Below are 25,145 nucleotides of genomic sequence, written 5' to 3'. Positions count from 1 at the left end.
GTCCTATTTTTTCTGAGTTCGAATTAAATTTTGCCCTTGTGCCATTGCAGTTATTAACCTACTTATATATTTGTGCGGGCCAGACTAGAAAATTTCGGCTTTTTGCATCCGGCAAAATGATTGAAGTCTGCTGCTGGCCTAGCTAAGTAAATAGGATGCGGCTAAGGCCGTATTATATAAATTCTATCTTTGCCCGCAGTTCGCTCACTTTTTGTGCGCTTATATGCAGGATTACCAATACATGGCTTTGTTTTTGAAGCGGTGTGTTTTCTCAATTTCCTTCGCGGCTGACTAACCTTAAACTGGGTTTTAAGTATACAGGGACGCTTTTGCCGCCCTAGGTGCCCCAAAAGGCATTCGGTACGGCCAAAGCTCCTCCCTTCTCTGCAACTCCTTATTCCAAACTCCCCTTCCAATGGACAACTTCGTCAGAAGGTTACTACAGGCCTCTTGCGCAATGGCTCTGGCCGCCGCCGTGGCTCAGCCTTCGATGGCCCAAAGCACGCGAAAGACCTTAAAAACTGCTAACCGATTCTTCGATCAGGAGAACTACCGGGCTGCAATCCCTTTTTACGAGCAAGTGCTGGCCAAAGAGCCCAACAACGCTCAGGCTCTGTTCCGCGCGGGTATCTCGTACATGTCGTTCGACAAAGAGAAAGCCAGCGACTACATCTACAAGTCGCAGCGCATCAAAAAGAACGTTTCGAAGGACGTTGAATACTGGCTGGGCCGTGTCGACCACCTGAACTACAACTTCGACGAAGCCATTGCGCACTTTCAGGCATACAATGCCTCGCTGAAAAAGAAGGACACGCGCAAGGCTGAATTGGGTTTGCTGATTCAGCATTCCAAAAACGCCAAGATTCAGTTCAACAGCCCCAAGGATATCTTCGTGAAGAACCTAGGGCCGTCGATCAATACGGCATACTCGGAGCACAGCCCGGTAATCTCGTCCGACGACAAGCTGCTGCTGTTCACCTCGCGCTCCGAGAACGTAACCGGTGCCAATGCCTCGGGCGATGATGCCAAGAAAGGCAAAGGCAACGTAGCCGCCGACGGCGAGTACTACGAAGACATCTTTGAAGCCAAGCGCATTGGCGACGACGAGTGGGAAAAGCCCCGTTCGCTGTCGGGCGCGCTCAACGGCAAAGGCCACGACGCCTCGATTCAGATCTTCGACAACGACACGAAGATGCTGATGTACCGCCAGGACGAAAACGGCGACATCTTTTACACGGAGCGCACCGGCGGCGACTGGACGGCGCCGAAGAAGCTGAACGGCAACATCAACTCGAAAGGGTTTGAGTCGGATGCTTTCATTACGCCGGACGGCCTGACGATCTACTTCTCGACGAGCAAGCACTCCGAGGACAACACCCTCGACATTTACTACGCTACCCGCAAGCCGGGCGGCGACTGGGGCGAAGCCAAGCCGGTGGCGGGCGTAAACTCGAAGTACGACGACGACAGCCCGTACCTGAGCCGCGACGGCAAGACGCTGTACTTCTCGTCGCGTGGTTACAACACGATGGGCGGTTACGACATCTTCAAGTCGGACTTTGACTCGGTGGCCAACAAGTGGGGCCGCCCCGAGAACATGGGCTACCCCATCAACACCCCCGACGACGATACCTACTACCGTCTGTCGCCCGATGGCTCGTACGCCTACCTCTCGTCGTACCGCATTGGTGGCTACGGCGAAAAGGACATCTACACCATCAACTACATCAAGAACGTAACGATCCGCGGCAAGGTATTCTCGGCCCGCGACAGCGCTACGGTTATTCCGGGTGTGGAGCTGGTGTTCAGCGGCACGCAGGCCGACAAAACGGCCATCAGCTTCCGCGACGTAACCAAGCCCGAAACCGGCGACTACTCGGTAAACGTGCTTTCGGGCCGTACCTACCAGGTAGCCGTATCCAAGGATGGCCAGAACATCACGACGGAAGAGTTTGCCGTGCCGGTAATCACCAACGACACCTCGTCGATCGTGAAGAACTTCTACGTGCCGTACACCGACACCACCAGCGCGTCGATGTTCGCCTTCAAGAAGATCTACTTCGATACCGACAAGTACAACCTGCGCCCCGAGTCGGTGCGTGAGCTGAACAACATCGCCGGCATTCTGAAGGCCAACCCGGGTGTGAACATCTCGATTGAAGGCCACTGCGACTCGCGCAACACCGACGAGTACAACATGGTACTCGGCCAGAACCGCTCGAATTCGGCTTACAACTACCTGAAGAAGAACGGCATTGGCGAAACGCGCATGGTGACGGTAAGCTACGGCGAGCGTCGTCCGTCGGCTCCGAACGATTCGCCGGAGAACATGCAGCTGAACCGCCGCGTGGAGTTCCGCGTGATTCTGAAGGAAGGCCAGACCATGGCTGACCTGAACAAGAGCGCCAACCCCGGTGCTGCCAGCGGCGCTGGCACGGGCACCGGAACGGGTACGGGCACTGGTTCCGGCACCGGCACCTCCAACACCTCGGCTACGGGCACCGGCACGGGTTCTTCTACCCGCACCACGGCTCCGCTGCAACCCGGCAAAACCAAAGTAAAAACCGCCGACGGCACCAAGGTGAAGACCAAGGTTGACGAAGACAGCGACAAGGTGAAAGTGAAAACCGAGTCGGAAACCGGCGAAAAATCCAAGACGGTAACCAAGGAAGGCGAACTGGACTCGAAAGCCAAAGACGAGGCCGGCGACAAAACCAAGGTGAAAACCAAAGTAGAATAGCGCCCTAGGTGCTAGCGCCAAAAACGGGTCGGGCCAGTAGCCCGGCCCGTTTTTTTTAACATTATGCGCGTCGGCCCGTTGTTATTGGGCAATTTGCGGCCTGTTTGGCCGTTTGTACCGCACCCCATGACCGTACTTCCCTACAAAGACGACCCCACCGGCAAGAAGTCGCAAGTGGCCCAGATGTTCAACAGCATCGCGGGCAAGTACGACTTCCTCAACCACTTCCTGAGCGCCGGCACCGATATTTACTGGCGCCGCAAAGCCGTGGGCGAGCTGCGGCAGCTGCGCCCGGCGCGCATTCTGGACATTGCCACCGGCACCGGCGACTTCGCTTTTGAAACCCTACGCCTGGGTGCGCAAGTAAAAGTCACCGGCGTCGACATCTCGGAGGGCATGCTCGAGGTGGGGCGCCGCAAGGTGCGGGAGCGGGGCCTGGGCCACCGCGTGGAGCTGCAGCTCGGCGACTCCGAAAACCTGCCCTTCGACGACAACACGTTTGATGCCGTAACGGCCTCGTTCGGGGTGCGCAACTTCGAGAATCTGCAACAAGGCCTGGCCGAAATGCACCGGGTGCTGAAGCCCGGCGGCAAGGTGGTGATTCTGGAGTTTTCGAAACCCCGGGTTTTTCCGTTTAAGCAGGCATACAATTTTTACTTCCGGCATATTTTGCCGGTATTCGGCAAACTGATTTCCAAAGACCGCGCCGCGTACTCGTACCTCCCCGAATCGGTGCAGGCTTTTCCGGATGGCCCCGCATTCCAGGCCATCCTGAAGCAAGTCGGCTTTAACTCTCCCCAATGGCAACCGCTCACGTTTGGCATAAGCTCCATTTACACCGCCACCAAGTAACCCTGCGCCTCGGCGTGCTGCTGCTGCTGGCCCTGCCCACGGCAGCCCTAGGTCAGAAAAGCAGCTACAGCAAAGCCAGCCGCGGCAAAAACGGCCGCGTAAAGTCGGTTACGGTAAACAACCTGCCCGGCTACGATACCCGCTGGTTTCATCCGGGCTTTTTCGTGGGCGTGAACGGCAGCCGCTACCGCCTCGAGCACTCCCAAGCGTACGTTAATAACCTGCAGAACGGGCAGGGTATTGCGGCCAACGCCAAGTTCAGCCCCGGCTTTGCGGTAGGCTTTATCGGCGATGCCCGCCTGACGGATTATTTGAGCATCCGCTTTACGCCGGGCGTTTCGTTTCTGACGCGGCAGGTGGAGTTCAAGAAAATCGGCAGCGTGGCCGATACCATCGTGGATCAGGAAATCAGCTTCACGCAGCTTGATTTGCCCTTGCTGTTCAAGCTAAAGTCGGAGCGGCGGCGGAATACGCGCGTGTACCTGGTGGGCGGTGTGCGCCCCAGCGTGAACGTGGGCACCCGGCGCCGCGACCCGGTGAGCAGCCAGCTGAAGCTGGGCAACTCCGATCTGGCCATTGAGTATGGCGTGGGGTTGGATTTATTTTACCCCTTCTTCAAGTTTGCGCCCGAGCTGCGCTTCTCGCACGGCTTACCGAACATGCTGCAATCGGGCAACGACGTGTACACCAACAGCTTTCAGCGGGTGCGCAGCAGCACCGTAACGCTGTACCTCAATTTTGAATAACGCCTAGGTGAAATGCTGCGCGGCTTGCCGGCCACCTGCTCCCGCAATGGGGCAGCTGGCGGCAAGCCGCGCAGCATTTCGACTTTATACTACACCCATGAAAACTGCTTTGGTTACCGGCGCTTCGTCGGGGATTGGCCGGGCCACCGCCGTGGCTTTGGCGAAAGTGGGCTACCAACTGGTGGTTACCGGCCGCCGGCGCGAACGGCTCGAAGAGCTGGCCCAGGAGGTAGCGCCTGTGCCGGTGCACATCCTTACGTTCGACGTGCGCAACCGCGCCGAGGTGGAGGCCGCCATCGGCAGCCTGCCCGCCGAGTTTCGGCAGGTGGATGTGCTCATCAACAACGCCGGCAACGCGCACGGCCTGGCGCCTATTCAGCAGGGCGACGCGCACGACTGGGACCTGATGCTGGATACCAACGTGCGCGGGCTGCTGAACGTAACGCGCGCCGTGCTGCCCGCCATGCAGGAGCGCCGCAGCGGTTTCATCATCAACATCGGCTCCATTGCCGGACACGAAGCCTACGCCAATGGCAATGTGTACTGCGCCTCCAAGGCCGCCGTGGCCTCGCTCAGCAAGGGCATGCGCATCGATCTGGTGGCCCTAGGTATCCGGGTGGCCGAGGTAAACCCGGGAGCCGTGGAGACGGAGTTTTCGGAGGTGCGCTTCAAGGGCGACAAAGCCCGCGCCGCCAGCGTGTACCAGGGCTTCGAGCCGTTGCGCGCCGAAGACGTGGCCGACCTCATTCAGTTTATGGTGACGCGCCCGCCGCACGTAAACATTGCCGAAGTGCTCATCTTGCCGAGTGCCCAAGCTGCTGCCACCGTGATAAACAAACAGCCCGCTAATTAAGCGGGCTGTTTTGCTACCTGGGGTCGGGCTCCTGCGTTAGTTGCCGCAGCACGGCGGCGTCAAGCTGATGGCCACCTACGAAGCGCAGCACCCTAGGGCTGGCGCCGAGCTGGGCCAAATGCGCGAGCTGCGCCTGCAAACGGGCCTCGGTAATGTACTCGTCGGCGTCGCCGCACACGTAGCTCAGCTGGGGCAGGCGCCGGAACAGTGCCTGCGCGGTGGCGGGCTCCACGTCTTCGGGAAACGCGCCGGCCCACAGCACCAGCCGGGCCGGGGTGAAGGCGCTGCGCATAAGCCAGCGGCTGAGCGTGGACGCACCCTGCGAAAACCCCAGGAGCGTTACCTCCACGCCGGGCGGGCAAGCGGCTACCAGCTGCGAGAGCAGCAGATCGAGGTACGCCGAGTAATCCTCGATTTCGCTGAGGCGGTCTTCGCGCGTCATCCAAGTGGCGCCCACGCGGCCGCTGGTGCCTTGCAGGTAAAACCGCGAGAGGCCTTCGGGAGCCACCACGGCGGTATCGGGCGCCTGCTCGAGCACCACCCGAAAATGCCGCACAAAAAACGAGGCCAGCTGCCCGTAGCCGTGGCACACTACCCACAGGCGCTTGGCCGTGGCCAGGTTGCCCAGCTGAAAATAGCGGGCCGTGCGCGGCACCACCAGGCTGTGCTGCTGCGCTTCGAGCGGTTCGGCGGCCATTACGCGCGCGGCGGCAGTACGTCGGGCGAAAACTGGAAGGGCAGCAAATCGGCTAGCTGCTTAAAGCGCCAGATGGTGCCATCGGGGCCGGGCAGCAGCAGGGCAATGGGCTCGTGCTGCCGGTTTTCGAACTCAATCATTACCTGGCGGCAGGCCCCGCACGAGGTTACGGGCACAAACTGGCCGTGTTGGGGGCGGGCGGCCACGGCCATGCACCTGATTTGCTGTTTGGAATGCCCGTTCAGGCCAAACAACACGGTGCGCTCGGCGCACAGGCCCGAAGGGTAAGCGGCGTTTTCCTGGTTGGTGTTCCAGACAATGGTGTCATCGTCGAGCAGCAGGGCCGCGCCTACGTGGAAATGCGAGTAGGGGGCGTAGGAGTGCTCGGTAGCGGCTTTGGCAGCCTGCCAGCACTTGGCTTCTTCGGCGGAGAGTTCGGCCTCGGTCAGTACCTCGGCGGAGATGGTCAGGTTAAGGGTTTGTGCCATTGGAGGCGCAAAAACGGCGGGAATGTGTGTAAATCGGCCACCTGACGGTGGCCCCGTTGGGCCACGGGGGACGAAAATAGTACATTTCAGCGGAAAATGGTTGCTGGTAGCCCGTGGGCTGTCGTCGGGGTTGGTAATTACCCATGATGCACGGCCCGGAGGGTACCGCAACTGCTCGCTCACCACCCATCCACCCACCTGCATTCTCCCATGACGCGAATTTTGCTGCTCGGGGCCGGCCGCTCGGCCTCGGCTCTTATTCAGTACCTGCTCCGCCAAACCACCCAGCACCAGTGGCACCTCACCATTGCCGACGTAAACCCTGCGCCGCTGCAGCCCCTGGTGCAGCCCTTTGCCGAGCGGGCTACGGCCGTGCCTTTCGAAATCAGCGAACAAGAGAAGCTAGGGCAGTTGGTAGCCGGGCACGACATTGTTATTTCGATGTTACCGGCGCTGTTTCACCCGCTGGTAGCCCGGGCCTGCCTGCAGCACCGCCGCCACCTGGCCACGGCCAGCTACGCCACCGAAGAAATCAGGGCCTTTGATGCCGAGGCGCGCAGCCTGGGCCTCACGCTGCTGATGGAATGTGGCCTCGACCCGGGGCTGGATCATATGTCGGCTATGCCCATCATCAACGAGATACGCGCGCAGGGCGGGCAGCTTACATCCTTTAAGTCGTACTGCGGTGGCCTGATGGCGCCCGACTCCGAGGGCGACAACCCCTGGCGCTACAAGTTTACCTGGAACCCCCGCAACGTGGTGGTGGCCGGGCAGGGCACCGCGCGCTACATCGAAGGCGGCCACCCTAGGTTTATTCCGTACCAGCAGCTGTTTCGGCGGGTAGAGCAGCTGGAGGTGCCCGGCTACGGCCAGTTCGAGGGCTACGCCAACCGCGACTCGCTGAGCTACCGCCCGCTGTACGGGCTCGAAAATATCCCTACGATGCTGCGCGGCACGCTGCGGCGGCCGGGCTACTGCGCCGCCTGGCAAGCCCTGGTAACCCTGGGCCTCACCGACGACTCGTACCGCTTGGGCAACCGCGCCGAGCTGCCCTGGGCCGAGCTGATTGAATCGTACTTGCCGCAGGCCCCGGCCAACGCTCCTTTGCCCGCGCGGGTGGCCCAGTACCTAGGGCTAAGGGCCAATGGCGAGGAAATGCAGCGCCTGGCCTGGGCCGGGTTGTTTTCGCAGGAGCCGGTGGGCCTGCCCGATGCCACGCCCGCGCAGCTGCTCGAGCGGCTGCTAACGGCCAAGTGGCAGCTGCAACCCACCGACCACGACATGATCGTGATGCAGCACCTGTTCGAGTTCGACCTCGACGGCGAGCGGCGGCAGCGCACGTCGTCGCTGGTAGTAACCGGCGACGATGCCGTGCACACCGCCATGGCCAAAACCGTGGGGCTGCCGCTGGGCATGGCCGTGCGCCGGTTGGCCCTAGGTATGGTACCGCACCAAGGCGTGGTGGTGCCCGTGCACGCCGATTTGTACGAGCCTATTCTGGAAGAGCTGCAGGCCGATTATGGCATCCGATTCGTAGAAACCGAGTACGCGCTGGCCTAGGCGGTGTTCTCAATTAACCAGCGGGCAAGGATGCCGTAGCAGGTTAATTTGAGGCTATGAACGCAGACCGCACCTTGTTGAGTGATGCCGAGTGGGCCCTGTTGGCCCCGTTGCTGCCGGGCCGGGTGGGCACGCGCGGGGTGACAGCCGCGGACAACCGGCGCTTCGTGGAGGCCGTGCTTTGGGTAGGCCGCACCGGGCTGCCCTGGCGCGATTTGCCGCCGCACCTGGGCCAGTGGCACCGGGTGTTCGTGCGCTTCGCGCGCTGGCGGCAGGGCGGCGTGTGGGCGCGGGTCTTGGCCACCTTGCAAGCCCGGGGCCGCGCCGTGGCCAGCCCGCGCAGCCGGCAGGTGCAAGTGGACTCGACCACGGTGCGGGCGCACCAGCACGCGGCCGGAGCGCGCAAAAAACGGCCCGCAGGCGCTGGGGCGTAGCCGCGGCGGCTTCTCCACCAAGCTGCATTTGGCCGGCGACGCCGGCGGCTACCCGCTGGGCTTCGTCCTGACGGCCGGCCAGGCCGGCGACGCGCCGCAAGCCGCCGCCCTGCTGGCCCCGCACCTGGCGCCGGGCCGCCTCGTGCTGGCCGACGCGGCCTACGACGCCGACGCGCTGCGCGCCCAAATCAGCACTTCCGGCGCCGTAGCCGTGATTCCGCCCACGCCCAACCGCCGTCAGCCCCCGCCGCTGGACCGCGCCGCCTACCGCGACCGAAACCAAATCGAGCGCCTTGTCAACCGCCTTAAGCAGCACCGCCGCATCGCCACCCGCTACGACAAACGCGCCGACAGCTACCTCGCCTTTGTCTACGCCAGAGCCATGTTGATGTGGCTTAAATGAGAACACGGCCTAGTGTTCAGCAAGCGCAAAAACGCCGCGGCCCCGCGCATGTAGCTGGGGCCGCGGCGTTTGCGGGTTAAAAAGCCAGGTAAAAGTCGCGCATCAGGCTTCGGAACTCCGCGGAATATTCTTCGGAATCGGCCGCGTGAATGGCCAGCTCGTAGTTGGCCGTGGGTTGGGCCACGAACCCGAATTCGGTGAGGTGCCGCAGGGCCTTGCTGCCGGGCCGGTGGCGCACCACCAGCCGGGTGGTGGGGTAGAGGCCGGTGCGGTTGGCTTCCAGCTCAAATACCTGCATCTCGGGAGGCGGCAGCAACACCGTTAAGCGGCCATCGGCAGTTAAATGCTGCGCGGCAAAAGCGGCCAGCTCCGCAAACGTGAGGGTATCGGGGGCGGTGTGGCGGGCGGTGGTGCGGGCCGCATCGGGCGAGCGAAGCGAGTACCGAAAGAACGGCGGGTTGCAGAGGATATGCTGGTAGGGCGCGGGCTGCGTGGCGGCAAACTGAGCCAGGCTGCCGGCGTAAACGCCGATGCGCCCGGCCCACGGGCTGCCATGGGCGTTCTGCAAGGCTTGCGCCGCAGCCGCAGCATCAATCTCCACCGCTTCGATGCGGGCCGTGGGGTTGCGCTGGGCGGCCATGAGGGCCAGCAGGCCGGTGCCGGTGCCCACATCAAGGATGCGCGGCGCAGCCCCTAGGTTGGCCGAGGCCCCCAGAATGCAGGCATCGGTGCACACCTTCATGGCGCAATGAGCCTGCTCTACGCGGAAGTGTTTGAAGCGGAAGTAGGAATTGGCCACCGACGATGCGAAATCAGGGAGCGAATAAAGCGGTTGGCGGGCTGCTCTACGAGGTAGTACAACCCGATGGAAAGCAGCAACAGCAAAGCAAAGTTGCCGAGGTAGCCCGGCCAGGTTTGCTCGTCGAAAAACGCGAGCAGGCTGTGCGTAAAGCCCATGTGCACGAGGTACAACGCGTACGAGCTTTTGCCCAACACCCCGAAAACGCGGCTGCCCAGCAGGCGCGCCAACCCGCTGCGCTCGGTAAGCAGGCCAGCTATGGTGGCGCAGATGGCCAGCGGCAGAAACACGTTGTTTACCAACACCCCCAGCGGGTGCGCGGTGCCGTAGCTGAGGCGGTAGCGGTGCGTTACCAGCATCAGGCCCGCCACGCCCAGCCCGCACAGCGCCACGCCCAGGTACGTAAGCCAGGGCGTGGCGCGCAACGGCGCCGCGGGGCGCAGCCACAGGGCAAGTACGCAGCCGGCCAGAAACTCGAAAAACCGCCCAAGAAACGTGTAGGAGGCTACAAAAGGCAGGTTCTCGAAGTACGGCCAGCCGGTTTGCCGGCTCAGCACCACCAGCCCCACACCCAGCAGCGGCAGCCCCAGGCAGCAAAGCAACAGCGTTTTAAGCCGCGTGCGGCGGCCGCCTTGCAACGCGGGCAGCAGCACCAGGGCAAACCCGTAGAAACTTTCCTCTACCGTGAGCGACCAGCCCTGCGGCAGCCCCGTGCCGAAGTACCGGTACGAGAAGCCCCGCAGAAAGCTGATGTTCAGCCAGTACTCGTGCAGAAGCCCGCCGGCAAAGCCGCGCTGCCACACCAGGGTGGCGTACAAGGCCGTGGTCAGCAGAAAGTACAGCGGGTAAATGCGGGCAAAGCGTTTGGCCAGGTATTCGGCCACAAACCGCCGCGTTGGTTGCACCCGGCCGTAGTAGCGCGTGGTAATCAGAAAGCCGCTGAGCGTGAAAAACACCGTAACGCCCACGTGCAGCTCGCGACCGAGGGCGTACAGCCACTCGCTGCCCAGCAGCGTGAGGCCGGGGTTGTAGTGGTGCAAGTACACCAACAGCGCCGCCACGGCCCGCAGGCCGGTAAGCGGGTGGTAGTAGGGCTTGGTGGGCATGAGGGGCCGGTCGGGAATAACGGCGCCGCGGGCACCTAGGGCCGCGGCGCGCGGGGCCCAGGTGCCGGCAGGCTACAGCAGCCGCGAGGCCTCGATGCGTTCGTAACCTTCGTCGACGAGCAAGGGGCCTTGCAGGGCGCTGCGCACCGCGAGCTGGTCGCAACGTTCGTTTTCGCGGTGGCCGGCGTGGCCTTTAATCCACTTGAACTGCACGTTGCGCTTGCGGTACACTTTCAGGAAACGGCGCCACAAATCTTCGTTGGCTTTCTTGCCGAAGTCGGGTTTTTTCTCCCAGCCGAACACCCACTTCTTGTCCACGGCTTCCACCACGTATTTCGAGTCCGACACCACCATCACGGGCAGCTCGGGGCGGGTAATGGCCTCCAGGCCGATAATCACGGCCAGCAGCTCCATGCGGTTGTTGGTGGTCAGCCGAAAACCCTGGGTAAGCTCCTTTTCGTGGGGGCCGTAGCGCAAAATGGTGCCGTAGCCGCCGGGCCCCGGGTTGCCGCGCGACGAACCGTCGGTAAACAGGTAAATCAAGTCAGTTTGGGAGTTAAGGAGTTAGGGAGTTTAGGAGTTTTGGGTTTATGAGTTAGTGAGTTAAGGGGTTTAGCTGAATGCGCATTTGGCTGGTGCCATGAGCTAACGCTAGACCCCGTAACTCACTAACTCAAAACTCTTAAACTCCCTAACTATCAAAAGTTTGCTTTAAAGAGTTTGATGGCAATGGCCAGCAGAATCACGCCGAACACGCGGCGCAGAATGTCTTCGCCGGCCTTGCCCAGCTTGCGCTCAATCCAGGCGCTGCTTTTCAGCACCAGGTACACGAACACCAGGTTGGCCACGATGCCCACCAGCACGTTGGGCAACGAGTAAAGGGCCCGCAGCGAGAGCAAGGTTGTCATGGTGCCGGCGCCCACAATCAGCGGAAACGCCAGGGGCACAATGGAGCCGGTGCCGCTGGCCAAGGTGTTGTGCTTGAAAAGCTCGACGCCCAGAATCATTTCGAGGCCCAGCAGAAAAATAATGAGCGAGCCGGCCAGGGCAAACGACGGGATATCGACGCTGAACAAGGCCAGAATGCTTTGCCCCAGAAACAGGAAGGCAATCATGAGCACGCCCGCCACCAGCGTGGCCACCTCGGAGTTGATTTTGCCTTCGCGCTGCCGGATCTGGATGATGATCGGGATGGAACCCAGGATGTCGATGATGGCAAACAACGTCAGGGTTACCGACGTGATTTGTTTCAGCGAAAACATGGCGGCAAAATCGGTCATGGCAGGCAGCAGCGGTGGCGGTAACAATGCAAATGGGCCCGAAGCCCGCGGCGCCGGGGCGCCCGGCGCCGCAAAACTACGGCCCGCGGTGGCTTAGGCCTGCACCGCGGCCAGCATTTGGGTAAGCTGCTCGAAGGCGACATCGGGCAGGGCCGGGAAGTTGGCAATCCGGAACGTGCTCTTGGCCCACTTGCCGTAGCCGCTACCTAGGGTGAGGCCCGCGGCCGCGGCCCGGCGCTTGGTTTCGTCGATGAGGGCCGCGGGGGCCTGCACCGCAATTACGGTGGTGGAGCGGGTTTCGGGGTTTTGCACCAGCGGGCTGAACTGCGGGTTTTCCTCGAAGAACTGGTACAGGCGGGCCGCCCGGTCGCGCAGGTGCTGGTCGATGGCCTTGATGGGGGCGCGGTCGAGCAGCACGCGGCAGAGCAGGTAAATGTTGAGCACGTTGGGCGTGTGCGTGGTCTGGAAGTTGAGCATCTTCTCGTACATGCTCACCAGGCTGTTGTAGTGGCCTTTTTCGCCCAGCTCGCGGGCCCGCGCCACGGCTCGCGGCGAGCAAATCAGCAGCCCTAGGCCGGCGGGCAGGCCAAAGCACTTTTGCACCGAGGCAAACCAGATATCGGCCTTGATGTGCTTGAGCTGAATGCCACCCAGGGACGAGGTAACATCGACGGCCAGCAAGGCACCGAGCTGCTGGCAGCGGTTGTACAGGTTCAGCACGGCGCCGTCGCGCAGCTGGGTGGCGGTGCTGGATTCGTTTTGGGTGATGCAGACCACCTCGGCATCGTCCGGAATCAGCGCGGCATCGGGCACTTCCTCCAGCTCGAAGCGGTGGCCCCGGCTGCCGGGCCGGATGGCGCGGGCGTAGTCGAGCCACTTTTCGCCAAACGACCCGTTGTAGAGGTGGAAGCTGCTGCGCTCGGTGAGGCTCTGGGCAATAATTTCCCAGCACTCCGTGGCCGAGGAGGTGAAGAAAATAAAGTAATCCTGCGGGATGTTCAGCTTGGTTTTGAGCTCGGTTACGGTTTGGCGCACCAGGGCCGTAAACCGGTCGCCGCGGTGCGGCGCCGAAAGCCAGCCTTCGTCGAAAGCCGCCGTGAGGTACTGTCGCACAGCTGGGTATACTTGCGACGGACCCGGATTGAACGTATACATGGTTGGGAAAGGCTAGGTGAGGGGGCGGCCCGGCAAAGGTAGACCGCCCCGGCGTGGAAACGAAGGCAAAAGCCCCGGGCCGTGGGGCCCTAGGTCAGCAAAAAGCCCTACCGTAACGGCAGGGCAGCGGGTTTTCGTGAGCCGCGGGGCACACATTCCCGGAAGCGCATAAGCCTTAGCGGCTTAGTTTCTGCCCGGCTATACCGCCGCCGGTGCTACACCTTAAAGCCCACGCGCTTGGGGCGCATGTTCTGGAAGTACTGCAGGGCCAGGCGGTAGCTCTCGAGCTTAAAGCCGCTGATAGAGCCCGTGCAGTGGCGCCCGATAAGGCTGCGCTGCCGGAACTCCTCGCGCGCGGCCAGGTTGGAGAGGTGTACTTCGATAACGGGCGTGCTGATGGCGGCAATGGCATCGGCCAGGGCCACGCTGGTGTGGGTGTAGCCGCCCGCGTTCAGGATAACGCCGTGGTAGCTGTAGCCTACTTCGTGCAACTTGTCAATCAGTTCGCCTTCGTGGTTCGACTGAAAGTGCTCGATGGCAAAATCGGGGAAGGCGTCTTTGAGTTCGGGGAGGTAGTCGTCGAACGAGCGGGTACCGTAGATGCTGACTTCGCGGCGGCCCAACAGGTTGAGGTTGGGGCCGTTGAGGATAAGGATTTGCATAGCAATAAGGGGTGTGCCGCGGCAAGGTACCCCAATGCGCGGCACAACGGCAAAAGCTAGGCCGCATTTATTGCCCGCTGCCGGGCCACAAACCCCAGGTGCCTGTGGGCCTGCCACCCAACAACCGGTACTTTTGCGGCCGATGAGCTTGAACTGGACCCTCTGCCTAAAACAATTTCAGGGCTACCTGCGCCTCGAAAAGTCGCTTTCGGGCCATTCCGTGGAGGCCTACGTGCGCGACGTGGACAAGCTGCGCCAGTACCTCGACATCAGCAAGCTGCCCGCGCGGCCCGACCAGGTTACCAGCCGCATCATCCGCGACTTTCTGGCCTGGCTGGGCGAGCTGGGCATGACGGCCACCTCGCAGGCGCGCACCTTGTCGGGCCTGCGGGCCTTTTACAAGTTTCTGCTGATCGAAGACCTCGCCACCCAGGACCCCACCGATACCGTCGATTCGCCCAAGCTCGGCCGCAAACTGCCCGATACGCTGGCCTACGAGGAGGTGGTGCAGCTGCTGGAGGCCATTGATTTGAGCACCAACGAGGGCACCCGCAACCGCGCCATGCTGGAAGTACTGTACTCCTCGGGCCTGCGCGTATCGGAGCTGACGGGCCTGCGGTTGTCGAATATCTACGTGGACCAGGGCTTTGTGCGGGTGCTGGGCAAGGGCTCCAAGGAACGCCTGGTGCCCATTGGCCGCGACGCGCTCAAGCACCTAGGGCTTTACCTGGAGGGCGTGCGCTGCCACCTCGATATTCAGCACGGCTCCGAGGACATCGTGTTCCTGAACCGGCGGGGCGGGGCCATGTCGCGGGTGATGGTGTTCAACATTATCAAGGACACGGCGGCCAAAGCGGGCATCCGCAAAACCATCAGCCCGCACACCTTCCGGCACTCGTTTGCCACGCACCTGATTGAGGGCGGCGCCGATTTGCGCGCTGTGCAGGAGATGCTCGGCCACGAAAGCATTACCACCACCGAGATTTACACCCACCTCGACCGCGACTACCTGCGCCAGGTGATTACCTCCTTTCACCCGCGCAGCTAGCCGCGCCGGCAGTTGCCAACCGGGTGCCTGTTGCCGCGACCTTCGGCCCACACCACCTAGGGCGTAAGGCCCCGGCCCCCGACCTTTGCGGCCCCCATGACGACCCGTTCCCGAATCCTAACCGCCGCCCAAGCGCCCTGGCTGTTGGCGCTGCTGGCTTTGCTGCTCCTGTGGCTGCCCTGCGTGTTGCGCGGCCCCGATAGCTACGTGCTGATCGACGATAACCTCGATGCGGAAATCAGCGTGCCGTACCTGCTGCAGCACTTTGGGGTAGCGCTTGACTACCGGCCCGCCGCGCAAGTGCCCGCCGTGATGAACGGCTTGCCCCGCAACGCCCTGCGGCCGGGCCTGAACGCTACCGTGGCTTTGTTTGGGGTGTTCGGGCCGCTTACGGCCTACTGGGTAAATCAGCTGTTGGTGCGCGTGGTGGCGTTGCTGGGCATGTACTGCCTGGTGCGCCGCTATGGGCTGGCTGCCCAGCCGCACCGGCCATTGGCCGCCGCCGTGGCCCTGGCCTGGGCCGTGTTGCCGGCCTACACCATCTACGGGTTGTCGGCGCTGGGCACGCCCTGGCCGGTGCTGGCAGTGCTGGAGCTGCGCCGCGGCAGCCGCGCGTGGTGGCCCTGGCTGGTGCTGGTGGCTTTTCCGCTGTGGTCGATGCTGGTGCTGGGGGGCTTTTTTGTGGTAGCTGCGCTGAGCCTGCTGCTCGCTGCCGACTGGCTGCGGCACCGCCGCTTGGCGCTGGCGGCCTGCGGTGGGGTAGTGGTGCTGGGCCTGGGCTACTGCGTTACCGAGTGGCCGCTGATCAGCTCCGTGCTGCTGCGGCCGCAGTTTGTGCCGCACCGCGTGGAGTTCCGGCTGGCCGAGCTGGCGCCGCAAGGCCTGGCTGCCGGGCTGCGCAGCACCCTGCAGTACCTAGGGTGGGGGCAGTACCACAGCAGCCGGTTTTTTCATGGCGGCGTGGCCCTGGCGCTGGTAGCGGCCGCGTGGCAGCTGCGGCGGGCACCTAGGCCCGCACGGCAAGCCTGGCGGCAGCGGGTAGGAGCGGGGCTGGCGGTGCTGGTGGCACTGTCGGTTTTCTGCGGATTTTACCCGCAAGCCATGGGCCCCATCCAGCGCGTGGCGCCCGCGCTGGGCGCCTTCAACCTCACGCGCTTCCATTTCCTGATGCCGCTGTTGTGGTTTGGCCTGTGGGTACTGGCCCTGCGCCGGTTGGCCGCCGGCCCGCTGCGCACCGGCCTGATCGTGCTGCAGCTTGCCATTGGCCTGGGCAGCAACGCCGAGTGGCTGAACAACCTGCGCTTGTGGGCCGGCCGCCCCGCCCCACACGAGCCCACGTGGCGGCAGTTTGTAGCCCCCGAGCTGTTCGGGCAAGCCCGGCGGCAGCTGGAGCAGCGCAGCGGCCAGCCGGCCGCCGCGTGGCGGGTGGCGTGCCTGGGCCTGCCGCCCGCCGTGGCGCAGCTCAATGATTTTTACACCCTCGATAGCTACCAGAACAATTACCCCTTGCCCTACAAGCACCGGTTTCGCCGCATCATTGCGCCCGAGCTGGCCAAAAGTCCCGAGCTGCGGCGCTATTTCGACGACTGGGGCAACCGCTGCTACCTGTTCGCGGCCGGGCTGGGGCGCAATTTCCGCGTGGGCCGCACCGATGGCGTGGTGGTACAGGACTTCCGGCTCGACACGGCGGCCTTTCGCGCAATGGGCGGGCGTTATGTGCTGTCGGCCGTGCGGTTGGCGCATCCAGCCCGCGCTGGTTTGCAGCTAATTGCGCAGCCCGATAGCCCAACCGCGTACTGGGCCCTCTATATTTACGAAATACGGCCCTAGGTAATAGCCCCTTCAGCGGGCCGTTTCAAGTGTTAGTTCTCGTCGGCTACCGGCGAAAAACCCATAATTTTGGCCCTTTGGCGCGTCAAATGGCAAAGAATACGTACAAACCCGCGAATGCCCCGGCTCCTCGGGCCACCAACGAGCCCCGCCCGCGCAACCAACCCAAGGCGGCCGCGGCCGAGCCGGTGCGCGAACCCAAACGCCCGGCCCCGCCGGCCGCTCCCAAAGCGCCGCGCCAGCCCCTGAAGCTGCCCAACATCGGGCTTTCGTTTGCCTTCCTGCGCGACCGGCGCTTTCAGCTGTTCGTGGGCTTTTTCTTCCTGCTCACCTCGCTGTACCTCACCATTGCCTTCCTCTCGTACCTGTTCACGGGCCACGCCGACCAAAGCGTGGTGGAGGGCCTCGACCAGACCTCGGTAAAAGAAGCCGGGCAGGAGTCGGGCAACTGGCTGGGGCTGCTGGGGGCCTGGGTTTCGCAACTGCTTATTCAGCAAGGCTTTGGCATTGCCGCCTTTGCGCTGATACCGGTGGCCTTTGCGGCCGGCTACAAAGTGGTGTTCCGGCGGGCCGAGGTGTCACTCAGCTTTGTGTCGGCCGTGTGCATGTTTGCCATGCTGTGGCTTAGCATGCTGATGGGCTACCTGGTGCTAAGCATTCAAACGCCCGACGCCGACCCGCGCGTGGCGCACAGCCTCGACTTTTTGAGCGGCGGCGTGGGCTACGAGGCCGCCCTGTGGCTCGATAGCCTGATTGGCTGGGGTACGGTGCTGCTGCTGGCTTTCCTGCTGATTTCCTTTGTGGTAGGCTTCTTCAACGTTACCACCCTCAACCTGCCGCGTCGCCTAGGTGCCGCGGCCGACGACGACGCGGAGGCGCCAGCCAACATGCCCGAGCCGGCCCTGTACGGCCAAACCGGCCTAGGTGTCAACCACGCCGCCAACCCCGGGGCCTCGCTCGATGGCGACGACGCCGACGACGATTCGATGGGCTTTACGCTCCGCCGCGTAGGCCCCCTGGCCGAGCCCGAAAAGCCCGCTCCGGCCAAAGCCGCCAAGCCCGAGCCGAAACCCGAACCCGCCCGCCCCGCCTTGGCCTTCGCCCTCGACGACGACGGCGAGGAGGAGCAAACGCCCGCGGCCATCAGCCTCAGCCCGGCGGCTTCGGCGGCCGGTGTGGCGGCCTCGTTGGCCATGGGCGGCGTGGCGCAGGCCGCAGCCCCGGCCCTAGGGGCGGCAGCAGCCGCTACGGTGGCCAGCAGCGGCCCCAGTTTCTCCTTCGAAGCCCCGGCCGCCGAGCCCGAGCCCGCCCCGGTATTTGCGGCGAGCAGCATTCCTACGCCGCTGTCGTTGGCCGATTTGGCCGATAACGACGCGCCGCTGCCCGCGCCTACCGCTGCCAAAGGCCCGGCGTTTGAGGTAGAGATGCCGCGCGAGCCCGAACCCGCGCCGGTGCTGGCCATCGAAACCGACACGGATGAGCTGGACCCTGCCGCCGGCGCCGCCGTGGCGGCCGTGGTAGAGGAGGACGAGGACGCCATGCCCATGGTGAACTACGACCCCACGCTCGATCTGCCCCGCTACCAGTACCCCACGCTCGAGCTGCTCAACGATTACGGGCAGGCCAAAGCGCAGGTAAGCAAGGAAGAACTGGAGGCCAACAAAGACCGCATCGTGGAGACGCTGGGCCACTACGGCATCAACATCGCCTCCATCAAAGCCACCATCGGCCCCACGGTTACGCTCTACGAAATCGTACCCGATGCCGGCGTGCGCATCAGCAAAATCAAGAGCCTCGAAGACGACATTGCCCTGAGCCTGGCCGCCCTGGGTATCCGCATCATCGCGCCCATTCCGGGCAAAGGCACCATCGGTATCGAGGTGCCGAACACCAAAAAGGAAATGGTGTCGATTCGCTCGGTGCTCAGCACGGAGAAGTTCCGGAACAGCGAGATGAGCCTGCCCATCGCCTTCGGCCGCACCATTACCAACGAGGTGTTTGTGGCCGACCTGGCCAAGATGCCGCACTTGCTGATGGCTGGTGCCACCGGCCAGGGTAAGTCGGTGGGCCTGAACGTGATTCTGGCCTCGCTGCTCTACAAGCGCCACCCCGCCCAGCTGAAGTTTGTGCTCGTCGACCCGAAGAAGGTGGAACTCAGCATCTTCAACAAGATTGAGCGACACTACCTGGCTAAGCTGCCCGATACCGAGGAGGCCATCATCACCGATACCAAAAAAGTGGTGAACACGCTAAACTCGCTGTGCATGGAAATGGACCGCCGCTACGACCTGCTGAAGGACGCCGGCTGCCGCAACCTGAGCGAGTACAACCGCAAGTTCACGGAGCGTCGCCTGAACCCCAAAAAGGGGCACCGCTACATGCCCTTCATTGTGCTGGTAATCGACGAGCTGGCCGACCTGATGATGACCGCCGGCAAGGAGGTTGAAACCCCGATTGCCCGCCTCGCGCAGCTGGCCCGTGCCATTGGTATTCACCTGATTGTGGCTACGCAGCGCCCCTCGGTAAACGTTATTACCGGTATCATCAAGGCCAACTTCCCGTGCCGCATCAGCTTCAAGGTTACCTCCAAGATTGACTCGCGGACCATTCTGGACACGGGCGGCGCCGACCAGCTGATCGGCCAGGGCGACATGCTGTTCTCGGCCGGCTCCGACCTGATTCGCGTGCAGTGCGCATTCATCGACACGCCCGAGGTGGACCGCGTGTGCGACTTTATCGGTGAACAACAAGGCTACTCCGATGCTTATATGCTACCGGAAGTAGCCGGCTCCGACGGCGACGCCGGCGGCGGCAACGAGGACATGGACCCCGCCGACCGCGACTCGATGTTTGAGGAAGCCGCCCGCGTAATCGTGCAGCATCAGCAAGGCAGCACCTCGCTGCTGCAGCGCCGCTTGAAGCTGGGCTACAACCGCGCCGGCCGATTAATCGACCAATTGGAACACGCGGGCATCGTTGGGCCGTTTGAAGGCAGCAAGGCCCGCGAGGTTTTGATACCCGACGAGTACGCTTTGGAACAGTTGTTGAATAGCCTCCCCAAGTAAGAGAACCAACCGAGCCGAAATCAGCGCTTAGACTTTTTTTGGCCCGAAACCACCAACCCGCTTTAAACTAAGTTCTCTGCTTTCGTATCTAAGCGCTGAAACCCCACTCTCCCCCATGAAAAAATTCGTTGCCCTGTTGGCCATTGCCGTTTCGTCATTTCAGTTGGCCGTGGCGCAGCAAGACCCCAAAGCCGCTAAAATCCTGGATCAGATGAGTGCCAAGTACCAGGCGATGAAAGCGTTCCGGGCCTCGTTCACCCAAACGCTGGAAAACCAGTCGGCGAAGGTGAAGGAGAACATGAACGGCGACATCATCGTGAGCGGCCCCAAGTTCCGGCTGAAGCTGAATGGCCAGGAGGTCATCAACAACGGCCAGACGATGTGGACCTACATGAAGGCCGAAAACGAGGTGAATATCTCGGATTACGACCCCGAGGACCAGGAAATTTCGCCTTCGCAGATCTACACGCTCTACAAAAAGGGCTATAAGTATGCCTACGCCGGCGAAACCGTGGAAGGCGGCGTGCCCTGCGACGTAATCGAGCTTTCGCCCGAAGACCACAACAACCAGGTGTACAAAGTGCGCCTGAACGTGAGCAAGAAGGATAAGTCGGTCAAAAGCTGGAAGATGTTCAAGAAGAACGGCAACCGCTACACCTTCGCCATCAAGAAGTTCGAGCCCAACCCGCCCGTTGATGGCGCTACCTTTAACTTCGACAAGGCCAAGTACAAAGGCGTGAAGGTCGTTGACCTGCGCTAAGCTGCCCTAGGTGCCATTGCCCGCGGCCCGCTTCTGCCACCTAGGCAGGGGCGGGCCGCGGTGTTGTGGGCCGAACGCCGTAATTTCGTCGGGTTATCCTTGGGTATAATATCAGGTATGCAGGAAGATTTTATTCACTACGTCTGGCAGCATCAGTACTTCGATAAAACCACGCTTTGCACCGAAGCCGGAGAGCCCATAACCGTGCTGCGGCCCGGCTACCGCAACGCCGATGCTGGCCCCGATTTTTTGAACGCGCGCCTGCTCATTGGCGAGGTGGAGTGGAACGGCGCCGTGGAAATCCACTTGCGCGCCTCCGATTGGCGCCGGCACAACCATCAGACCGACAAGAAGTACGATCAGGTGGTGCTGCACGTGGTGCACACCGCCGACGCCCCCGTGCACCGCACCGATGGCAGCCCCGTGCCCACGCTCCACCTAGGGCCGCGCATCGAGCCGGCGCTGCTGGCTGCCTACGAGGCCCTCACCACGGCCCCGCTGCCCACGCTGTTGCCTTGTGCCGGCGCCCTGCCAGCCGTGCCCGAGCTTACCCGCCTGATGATGGTGGAGCGCGTGCTGCTCGACCGCGTAACCGAGAAGGCCACCGCACTGCAGGCCCTGCACGCCCGCACCGGCCACGACTGGGAAAGCACCGCCTGGCATGCCCTGGCCGCCGGCTTCGGGTTCAAGAAAAACACCGAGCCGCTGACCCGGCTCGCGCAGGCCTTGCCGCTGGCCGTTTTGCGAAAGCACCGCCACGACGCGCGCCAAACCGAGGCCTTGCTCTTCGGGCAGGCCGGCTTGCTGCCTCCGGCCGAGGCGGCGCCCGATGAGTACTGCGCCGCCCTGCGCCGCGAGTACGATTTTCTGGCGCACAAGTACAAACTGGGCCCGGCGGCCATGGCCGCGCACGAGTGGAATTTTCTGCGCCTGCGCCCGGCTAATTTCCCGACGGTTCGTTTGGCGCAATTGGCCGCCTTACTGCACGCGCAGCCCCGGCTGTTTCAGCCCCTGCTCGATGCGCCCGACGTGCGCACGTTGGAGAAGGTGCTGCTGGCCCCCGTTTCGGCGTACTGGCAGCAGCACTACCGGCCCGGCGTGCCGGCGGCCAAGGTGCCGGGCCTGGGCAAAAGCAGCGCCCACCTGCTCATCATCAACGTGGTGGTGCCGCTGCGGGTGGCCCACGCCCGCTCCATCGATAACCAGGCGGGCGTAGAGGCCGCGGTGGATTTGCTGACGCAGCTGCCGCGCGAGCAAAACAGCATTTTGGCCGTGTACGAGGAGCTGCAGTTTCGGCACCGCTCGGCCGCCGACTCGCAAGGGCTGCTAGCTTTGCACCACGGCTACTGTGCCCCCCGGCGCTGCCTGCACTGCGCCATCGGCAGCCGCATTCTCCAACGAAACGTTTCGGCTACGAAGTGAAGTTGCTGCTGGCCATTGCCGGAAACCTTGGGGTAGTTTGGCTGCTCTGGCGTTGGCTGCGCGCCCAGCGCCACGTGGCGGGCTTTCGGTACGCATTGCTGCCCGCACTGGTGCTGCGTTTGCTGGCAGGGGGCATCAGCGTAGTGCGCCCCACCTCCGATGCCAGATACTACCACGAGTGGGCGCAGTGGCTCAACGATCAGCTGTGGCACAGCCCGGCCGCCTGGCTAAGGACATTGGCAGGGGAAGAGTTTCGCTTTGCCGGCAACGAGCTGGTGTTCCACGGGTACTCCAACACGTTTTTCTTTATCAAGCTGCTTTCAGCCCTCAACCTGCTTACGGGCGGCTCCATGTTACTCACGGCCTTGTACTTGTCGCTGATCAGCTTTGCGGGTTGCTGGCTGGCGGTACAAGTGTTTGGCAGGGTGCTGCCCGGCACCAAGGGCGCGGCCATGCTGGGCTTGCTGTTCTGGCCGTCGGCGCTGTATTGGTCGGCAGGCATTACCAAGGAAAGCTTGCTGATGGCCAGCAGCGCGGGGCTGGTGGCTGCCGCAGTAATGCTGCTGTACGGCTCACCTAGGCGGCCTTGGCTTTGGGTGGCAGCGGGGTTGCTTTGCGCTTTCCTGAACTTCAAGATGCGTTTTTTCTACGGCGGGACGCTGTTGGCGGCGCTGTTAGCGTTGGGAGTGGTGCGGGTAGCGCAGCATTTGTTTGCCCTTCGGAAGCTGTGGCAAGTGGCGATTTTTGCCCTTACGCTTGGGGTAGGTGCTTTTGCCGCCGGCGAGGTAAGCCCGGTGTTTCGCTTCAACAAGTTTGCCAGCCAGCTCACGCGCACTTATTCGGCGCTGCAGCAAAAATCGGTGGGGCGCCCGCACATTGCGTTGCCGCACCTTGCGCCCACCGCCGAAAGCATTGCGCGCTACACGCCCAAAGCGGTAGCCAGCGCGCTGCTGCGGCCTTTTGCCTGGGAGGGCGACAGCATGTTCTACGGGTTTGCGGCCCTCGAAAACCTGGGTTTGCTGCTGCTGATGGCATTGGCCAGTTGGGACCTAGGCCGCCGGCACCGCCGCGAGGTGCTGCCGTTTGCGTTGGGGCTGGCGCTGCTTGCCTATTGCTTTGTGCTGGCTGCCTTGCTTGGCCTGAGCACCCCCAACCTGGGCACGCTCAGCCGCTACCGGGCGCCTATGCTGCCCATGCTGGTATTGGTGCTAAGCTGCCAGCCAACGGTTGCCAACGTGCTGCGCCGCTTGCGCGTGTTTGTGCTGCGCTAACCCTGAGGAGGCCCGCGCCGCCGCTTTGCCGGGCCTGGGCAATGACTTTCGGGAGCGGGTGCCGTATCTTTGCGGCTTGTGGCGCCTAGGTGTGGCGCACCCCCAGAAGCTTCGCGCATGGAAAATCCCGTTATCATCCTCGGTGCCCAAAACGTTGGCACCGCCGCCCTCGATGCCTTCAACAGCAACGAAGTGGTGGTGTACTGTCTGCTCGACGACAACCAGAACCTGCAGAACACCGATCTGCACGACATTCCGGTGATGGGCAGCACCGACGACGAGCAGTTTCTGAAGCTGCTGGGCAAAAAATGCGAGGTGTTCGTGGCTACCGAAGACACGGCCAGCCGCCGAGCCCTCACCAACATGCTGCGCCAGGAGTACGAGCAAGTGCCCGTAAACGCCATTCACCGGGCGGCCAGCGTTTCGGAGCACGCTTGGCTGGGCCACGGCAACCTGGTGTCGGCCGGCGCCGTGCTCAGCTCCGATTGCAAAATCGGCAACGGTTGCCTGATTGGCGCCCGGGCCGTGGTAGATGTGCGCGCCCAGCTCGCCGACTACGTGCAAGTTGGCGCCGGGGCCATCATCAACAGCGAAGTCGTGGTGGAGGAGCAAGCCTTTATCGGCTCGGGCGCGGTGGTTGTGTCCGGGGTTAAAATCGGGGCCAAAGCGCGCGTAGGAGCCGGCGCCGTGGTAGTGGCCGATGTGCCCGCCGGCCAAACCGTTTTCGGCAACCCAGCTGCGAAGGTGTAATTCTGAATTCTGAATGCTGAATCTTTTCAGCGCCAGAGGTGTAGCCAAGCAGCCATCCGGTCAATTCATAATTCAGAATTATTAATTCATAATTAACAAGATGGACTACCGCGTACTGCTTTACTACTGCTACACGCCCATCGACGATGTACTGGCGTTTCGCGAAGAGCACCACCGCCTCTGCCTGAAACTCGATTTGCGCGGCCGCATTATTGTGGCCGAGGAAGGCCTGAACGGCACCGTTTCGGGCACGCAGGAAAACTGCGAGGCCTACATGCAGGCCGTGAAGGCCGACGCGCGCTTCGATGCTTTGGAGTTTAAAATCGAGGAGGCGCCAGCCCATGCCTTTCAGAAACTGCACGTGCGCATCAAGCCCGAAATCGTGCACGTGGGCTTGCCCGCCATCAAGCCCTACGAGCGTACCGGGGTGCACTTGTCGCCGAAAGAATTCCGCGACATGAAAGACCGCGACGACGTGGTAATTCTGGACGTGCGCTCCGATTACGAGCACAACCTGGGCCGGTTCAAGAATGCTGTTACCCTCGACATCGGCAACTTCCGGGAGTTTCCGGAGAAGGTGGAGGAGTTGCGGAAGTATCAGGACAAGAAGATTCTGACGTATTGCACCGGCGGTATTAAGTGCGAAAAGGCCTCGGCGTACCTGCTCGAGCAAGGGTTCGAAAACGTATACCAGCTCCACGGCGGCATCATCAAGTACGGCCTCGAAGCGGGCGGCGAAGACTTTGAGGGCAAGTGCTACGTGTTTGATGGTCGGGTGGCCGTGGATGTGAACTCCGTAAACCCCACCGTGCTAGCGCACTGCGTATGCTGCGGCCAGCCCAACGAGCGGATGGTGAACTGCGCCAACCCCCATTGCAACGACCACGTGGTGCAATGCGAAAGCTGCGGCGAAAAGCTCGACGGCGCTTGCTCCGAAGCCTGCCAGCAGCACCCCGACAAACGCCCCTACGACGGCACCGGCAACTACCCCAAGCTGAGCAACCACTACAACCCCGAGCAGGGCCTGCTTTCGTACTGCCCGCCGGTACGGTAACCCCGATGGGTAATCAATAAACAACGCGGAATGCGTTGCCGGCACCCGTGCAAGCGCGGGCTCAGCAACTTACCCGAACAATTGCCCTGCGGCGCGGCGTAAACCTTGTTTACGCCGCGCCGTTTTCAGTTAATCTGCGTACTTCGTCCTTCCTCATTCTTCATTCCCTT

At 62.5% G+C, this 25,145-nt stretch carries 21 protein-coding genes and 1 pseudogene; 14 read left to right on the top strand and 8 right to left on the bottom strand.

What is annotated here, in order from left to right; genetic code table 11:
- The first annotated feature begins 457 nt into the window (after positions 1-457).
- From OIS50_RS06535 to OIS50_RS06520, 4 genes are all read left to right on the top strand, one after another.
- A complete protein-coding gene (locus tag OIS50_RS06535; RefSeq protein ID WP_264693516.1) occupies positions 458-2,740 on the top strand; it encodes an OmpA family protein in 2,283 nt (760 codons plus the stop codon).
- A 126-nt stretch (positions 2,741-2,866) separates the two neighbouring features.
- On the top strand, positions 2,867-3,592 hold the full coding sequence (ubiE, locus tag OIS50_RS06530; RefSeq protein ID WP_264693515.1) for a bifunctional demethylmenaquinone methyltransferase/2-methoxy-6-polyprenyl-1,4-benzoquinol methylase UbiE: 726 nt from the start codon (positions 2,867-2,869) through the stop codon (positions 3,590-3,592).
- Positions 3,541-4,338: a type IX secretion/gliding motility protein PorT/SprT gene (gene porT, locus OIS50_RS06525; protein ID WP_264693514.1), complete on the top strand. Its 798-nt coding sequence runs from the start codon at positions 3,541-3,543 to the stop codon at positions 4,336-4,338. Before ubiE ends, porT begins: the two co-directional genes overlap by 52 nt.
- A gap of 97 nt (positions 4,339-4,435) precedes the next feature.
- Complete coding sequence (locus OIS50_RS06520; RefSeq protein ID WP_264693513.1) at positions 4,436-5,191, top strand: SDR family NAD(P)-dependent oxidoreductase; 756 nt, start codon at positions 4,436-4,438, stop codon at positions 5,189-5,191.
- 13 nt (positions 5,192-5,204) lie between these two features.
- Here the strand turns inward: OIS50_RS06520 and OIS50_RS06515 are convergent, their stop codons facing one another.
- A complete protein-coding gene (locus OIS50_RS06515; RefSeq protein ID WP_264693512.1) occupies positions 5,205-5,888 on the bottom strand; it encodes an alpha/beta hydrolase in 684 nt (227 codons plus the stop codon).
- Positions 5,888-6,376 carry a cytidine deaminase gene (locus tag OIS50_RS06510; RefSeq protein WP_264693511.1) on the bottom strand — a complete coding sequence of 163 codons (489 nt, stop codon included), beginning with the start codon at positions 6,374-6,376 and terminating at the stop codon, positions 5,888-5,890. The genes OIS50_RS06515 and OIS50_RS06510 overlap by 1 nt, the downstream gene beginning before the upstream one ends.
- A gap of 210 nt (positions 6,377-6,586) precedes the next feature.
- Here OIS50_RS06510 and OIS50_RS06505 point away from each other — a divergent pair, with 210 nt between their 5' ends.
- Positions 6,587-7,936, top strand: a complete 1,350-nt coding sequence (locus OIS50_RS06505; protein WP_264693510.1) for a saccharopine dehydrogenase family protein — start codon at positions 6,587-6,589, stop codon at positions 7,934-7,936.
- Between the two features lie 56 nt (positions 7,937-7,992).
- Positions 7,993-8,773 (top strand): annotated as a pseudogene (locus OIS50_RS06500) (IS5 family transposase).
- Positions 8,774-8,849: 76 nt separating this feature from the next.
- On the opposite strand, the gene OIS50_RS06495 reads toward OIS50_RS06500, so the two are convergent.
- The 6 genes from OIS50_RS06495 to aroQ form a co-directional block, all read right to left on the bottom strand.
- Positions 8,850-9,572, bottom strand: coding sequence for a tRNA1(Val) (adenine(37)-N6)-methyltransferase (locus tag OIS50_RS06495; RefSeq protein WP_264693509.1), 723 nt, complete (start codon positions 9,570-9,572; stop codon positions 8,850-8,852).
- Entirely contained in the window at positions 9,533-10,678 is a 1,146-nt protein-coding gene (locus OIS50_RS06490; protein ID WP_264693508.1) for an acyltransferase family protein, read from the bottom strand. Before OIS50_RS06490 ends, OIS50_RS06495 begins: the two co-directional genes overlap by 40 nt.
- A 72-nt stretch (positions 10,679-10,750) precedes the next feature.
- Positions 10,751-11,221 carry a ribonuclease HI gene (rnhA, locus tag OIS50_RS06485; protein ID WP_264693507.1) on the bottom strand — a complete coding sequence of 157 codons (471 nt, stop codon included), beginning with the start codon at positions 11,219-11,221 and terminating at the stop codon, positions 10,751-10,753.
- Between the two features lie 155 nt (positions 11,222-11,376).
- Entirely contained in the window at positions 11,377-11,940 is a 564-nt protein-coding gene (locus OIS50_RS06480; RefSeq protein ID WP_059071479.1) for a MarC family protein, read from the bottom strand.
- 111 nt (positions 11,941-12,051) lie between these two features.
- Positions 12,052-13,113, bottom strand: a complete 1,062-nt coding sequence (locus OIS50_RS06475) for an aminotransferase class V-fold PLP-dependent enzyme (protein ID WP_264693506.1) — start codon at positions 13,111-13,113, stop codon at positions 12,052-12,054.
- A gap of 215 nt (positions 13,114-13,328) precedes the next feature.
- Entirely contained in the window at positions 13,329-13,775 is a 447-nt protein-coding gene (gene aroQ / locus OIS50_RS06470) for a type II 3-dehydroquinate dehydratase (protein ID WP_264693505.1), read from the bottom strand.
- Positions 13,776-13,917: 142 nt separating this feature from the next.
- Here aroQ and xerD point away from each other — a divergent pair, with 142 nt between their 5' ends.
- The 8 genes from xerD (at position 13,918) to trhO (ending at position 24,975) form a co-directional block, all read left to right on the top strand.
- The gene (gene xerD, locus OIS50_RS06465; protein ID WP_264693504.1) at positions 13,918-14,823 is read left to right on the top strand and encodes a site-specific tyrosine recombinase XerD; all 906 of its coding nucleotides are present in this window, start codon (positions 13,918-13,920) and stop codon (positions 14,821-14,823) included.
- A 96-nt stretch (positions 14,824-14,919) separates the two neighbouring features.
- Positions 14,920-16,653, top strand: coding sequence for a DUF6044 family protein (locus OIS50_RS06460; protein WP_264693503.1), 1,734 nt, complete (start codon positions 14,920-14,922; stop codon positions 16,651-16,653).
- Positions 16,654-16,742: 89 nt separating this feature from the next.
- Positions 16,743-19,718 (top strand): FtsK/SpoIIIE family DNA translocase, encoded by a 2,976-nt coding sequence (locus OIS50_RS06455; RefSeq protein ID WP_264693502.1) that lies wholly within the window; start codon positions 16,743-16,745, stop codon positions 19,716-19,718.
- Positions 19,719-19,833: 115 nt separating this feature from the next.
- Positions 19,834-20,478, top strand: a complete 645-nt coding sequence (lolA1, locus tag OIS50_RS06450; protein ID WP_264693501.1) for an outer membrane lipoprotein periplasmic chaperone LolA1 — start codon at positions 19,834-19,836, stop codon at positions 20,476-20,478.
- A gap of 117 nt (positions 20,479-20,595) precedes the next feature.
- The gene (locus OIS50_RS06445; protein WP_264693500.1) at positions 20,596-21,900 is read left to right on the top strand and encodes a DUF2851 family protein; all 1,305 of its coding nucleotides are present in this window, start codon (positions 20,596-20,598) and stop codon (positions 21,898-21,900) included.
- Positions 21,897-23,171, top strand: coding sequence for a hypothetical protein (locus tag OIS50_RS06440; protein WP_264693499.1), 1,275 nt, complete (start codon positions 21,897-21,899; stop codon positions 23,169-23,171). Before OIS50_RS06445 ends, OIS50_RS06440 begins: the two co-directional genes overlap by 4 nt.
- 117 nt (positions 23,172-23,288) lie before the next feature.
- Positions 23,289-23,921: a NeuD/PglB/VioB family sugar acetyltransferase gene (locus OIS50_RS06435; protein ID WP_264693498.1), complete on the top strand. Its 633-nt coding sequence runs from the start codon at positions 23,289-23,291 to the stop codon at positions 23,919-23,921.
- 100 nt (positions 23,922-24,021) lie between these two features.
- Positions 24,022-24,975, top strand: a complete 954-nt coding sequence (gene trhO / locus OIS50_RS06430) for an oxygen-dependent tRNA uridine(34) hydroxylase TrhO (RefSeq protein WP_264693497.1) — start codon at positions 24,022-24,024, stop codon at positions 24,973-24,975.
- Positions 24,976-25,145: the final 170 nt, after the last annotated feature.

The sequence above is a fragment of the Hymenobacter sp. YIM 151858-1 genome (assembly GCF_025979705.1).
In the GTDB taxonomy this organism is placed as follows: domain Bacteria; phylum Bacteroidota; class Bacteroidia; order Cytophagales; family Hymenobacteraceae; genus Solirubrum.
Note: the sequence above shows the minus strand (reverse complement) of the source record. Positions and strands in the feature narration are given on the sequence as shown.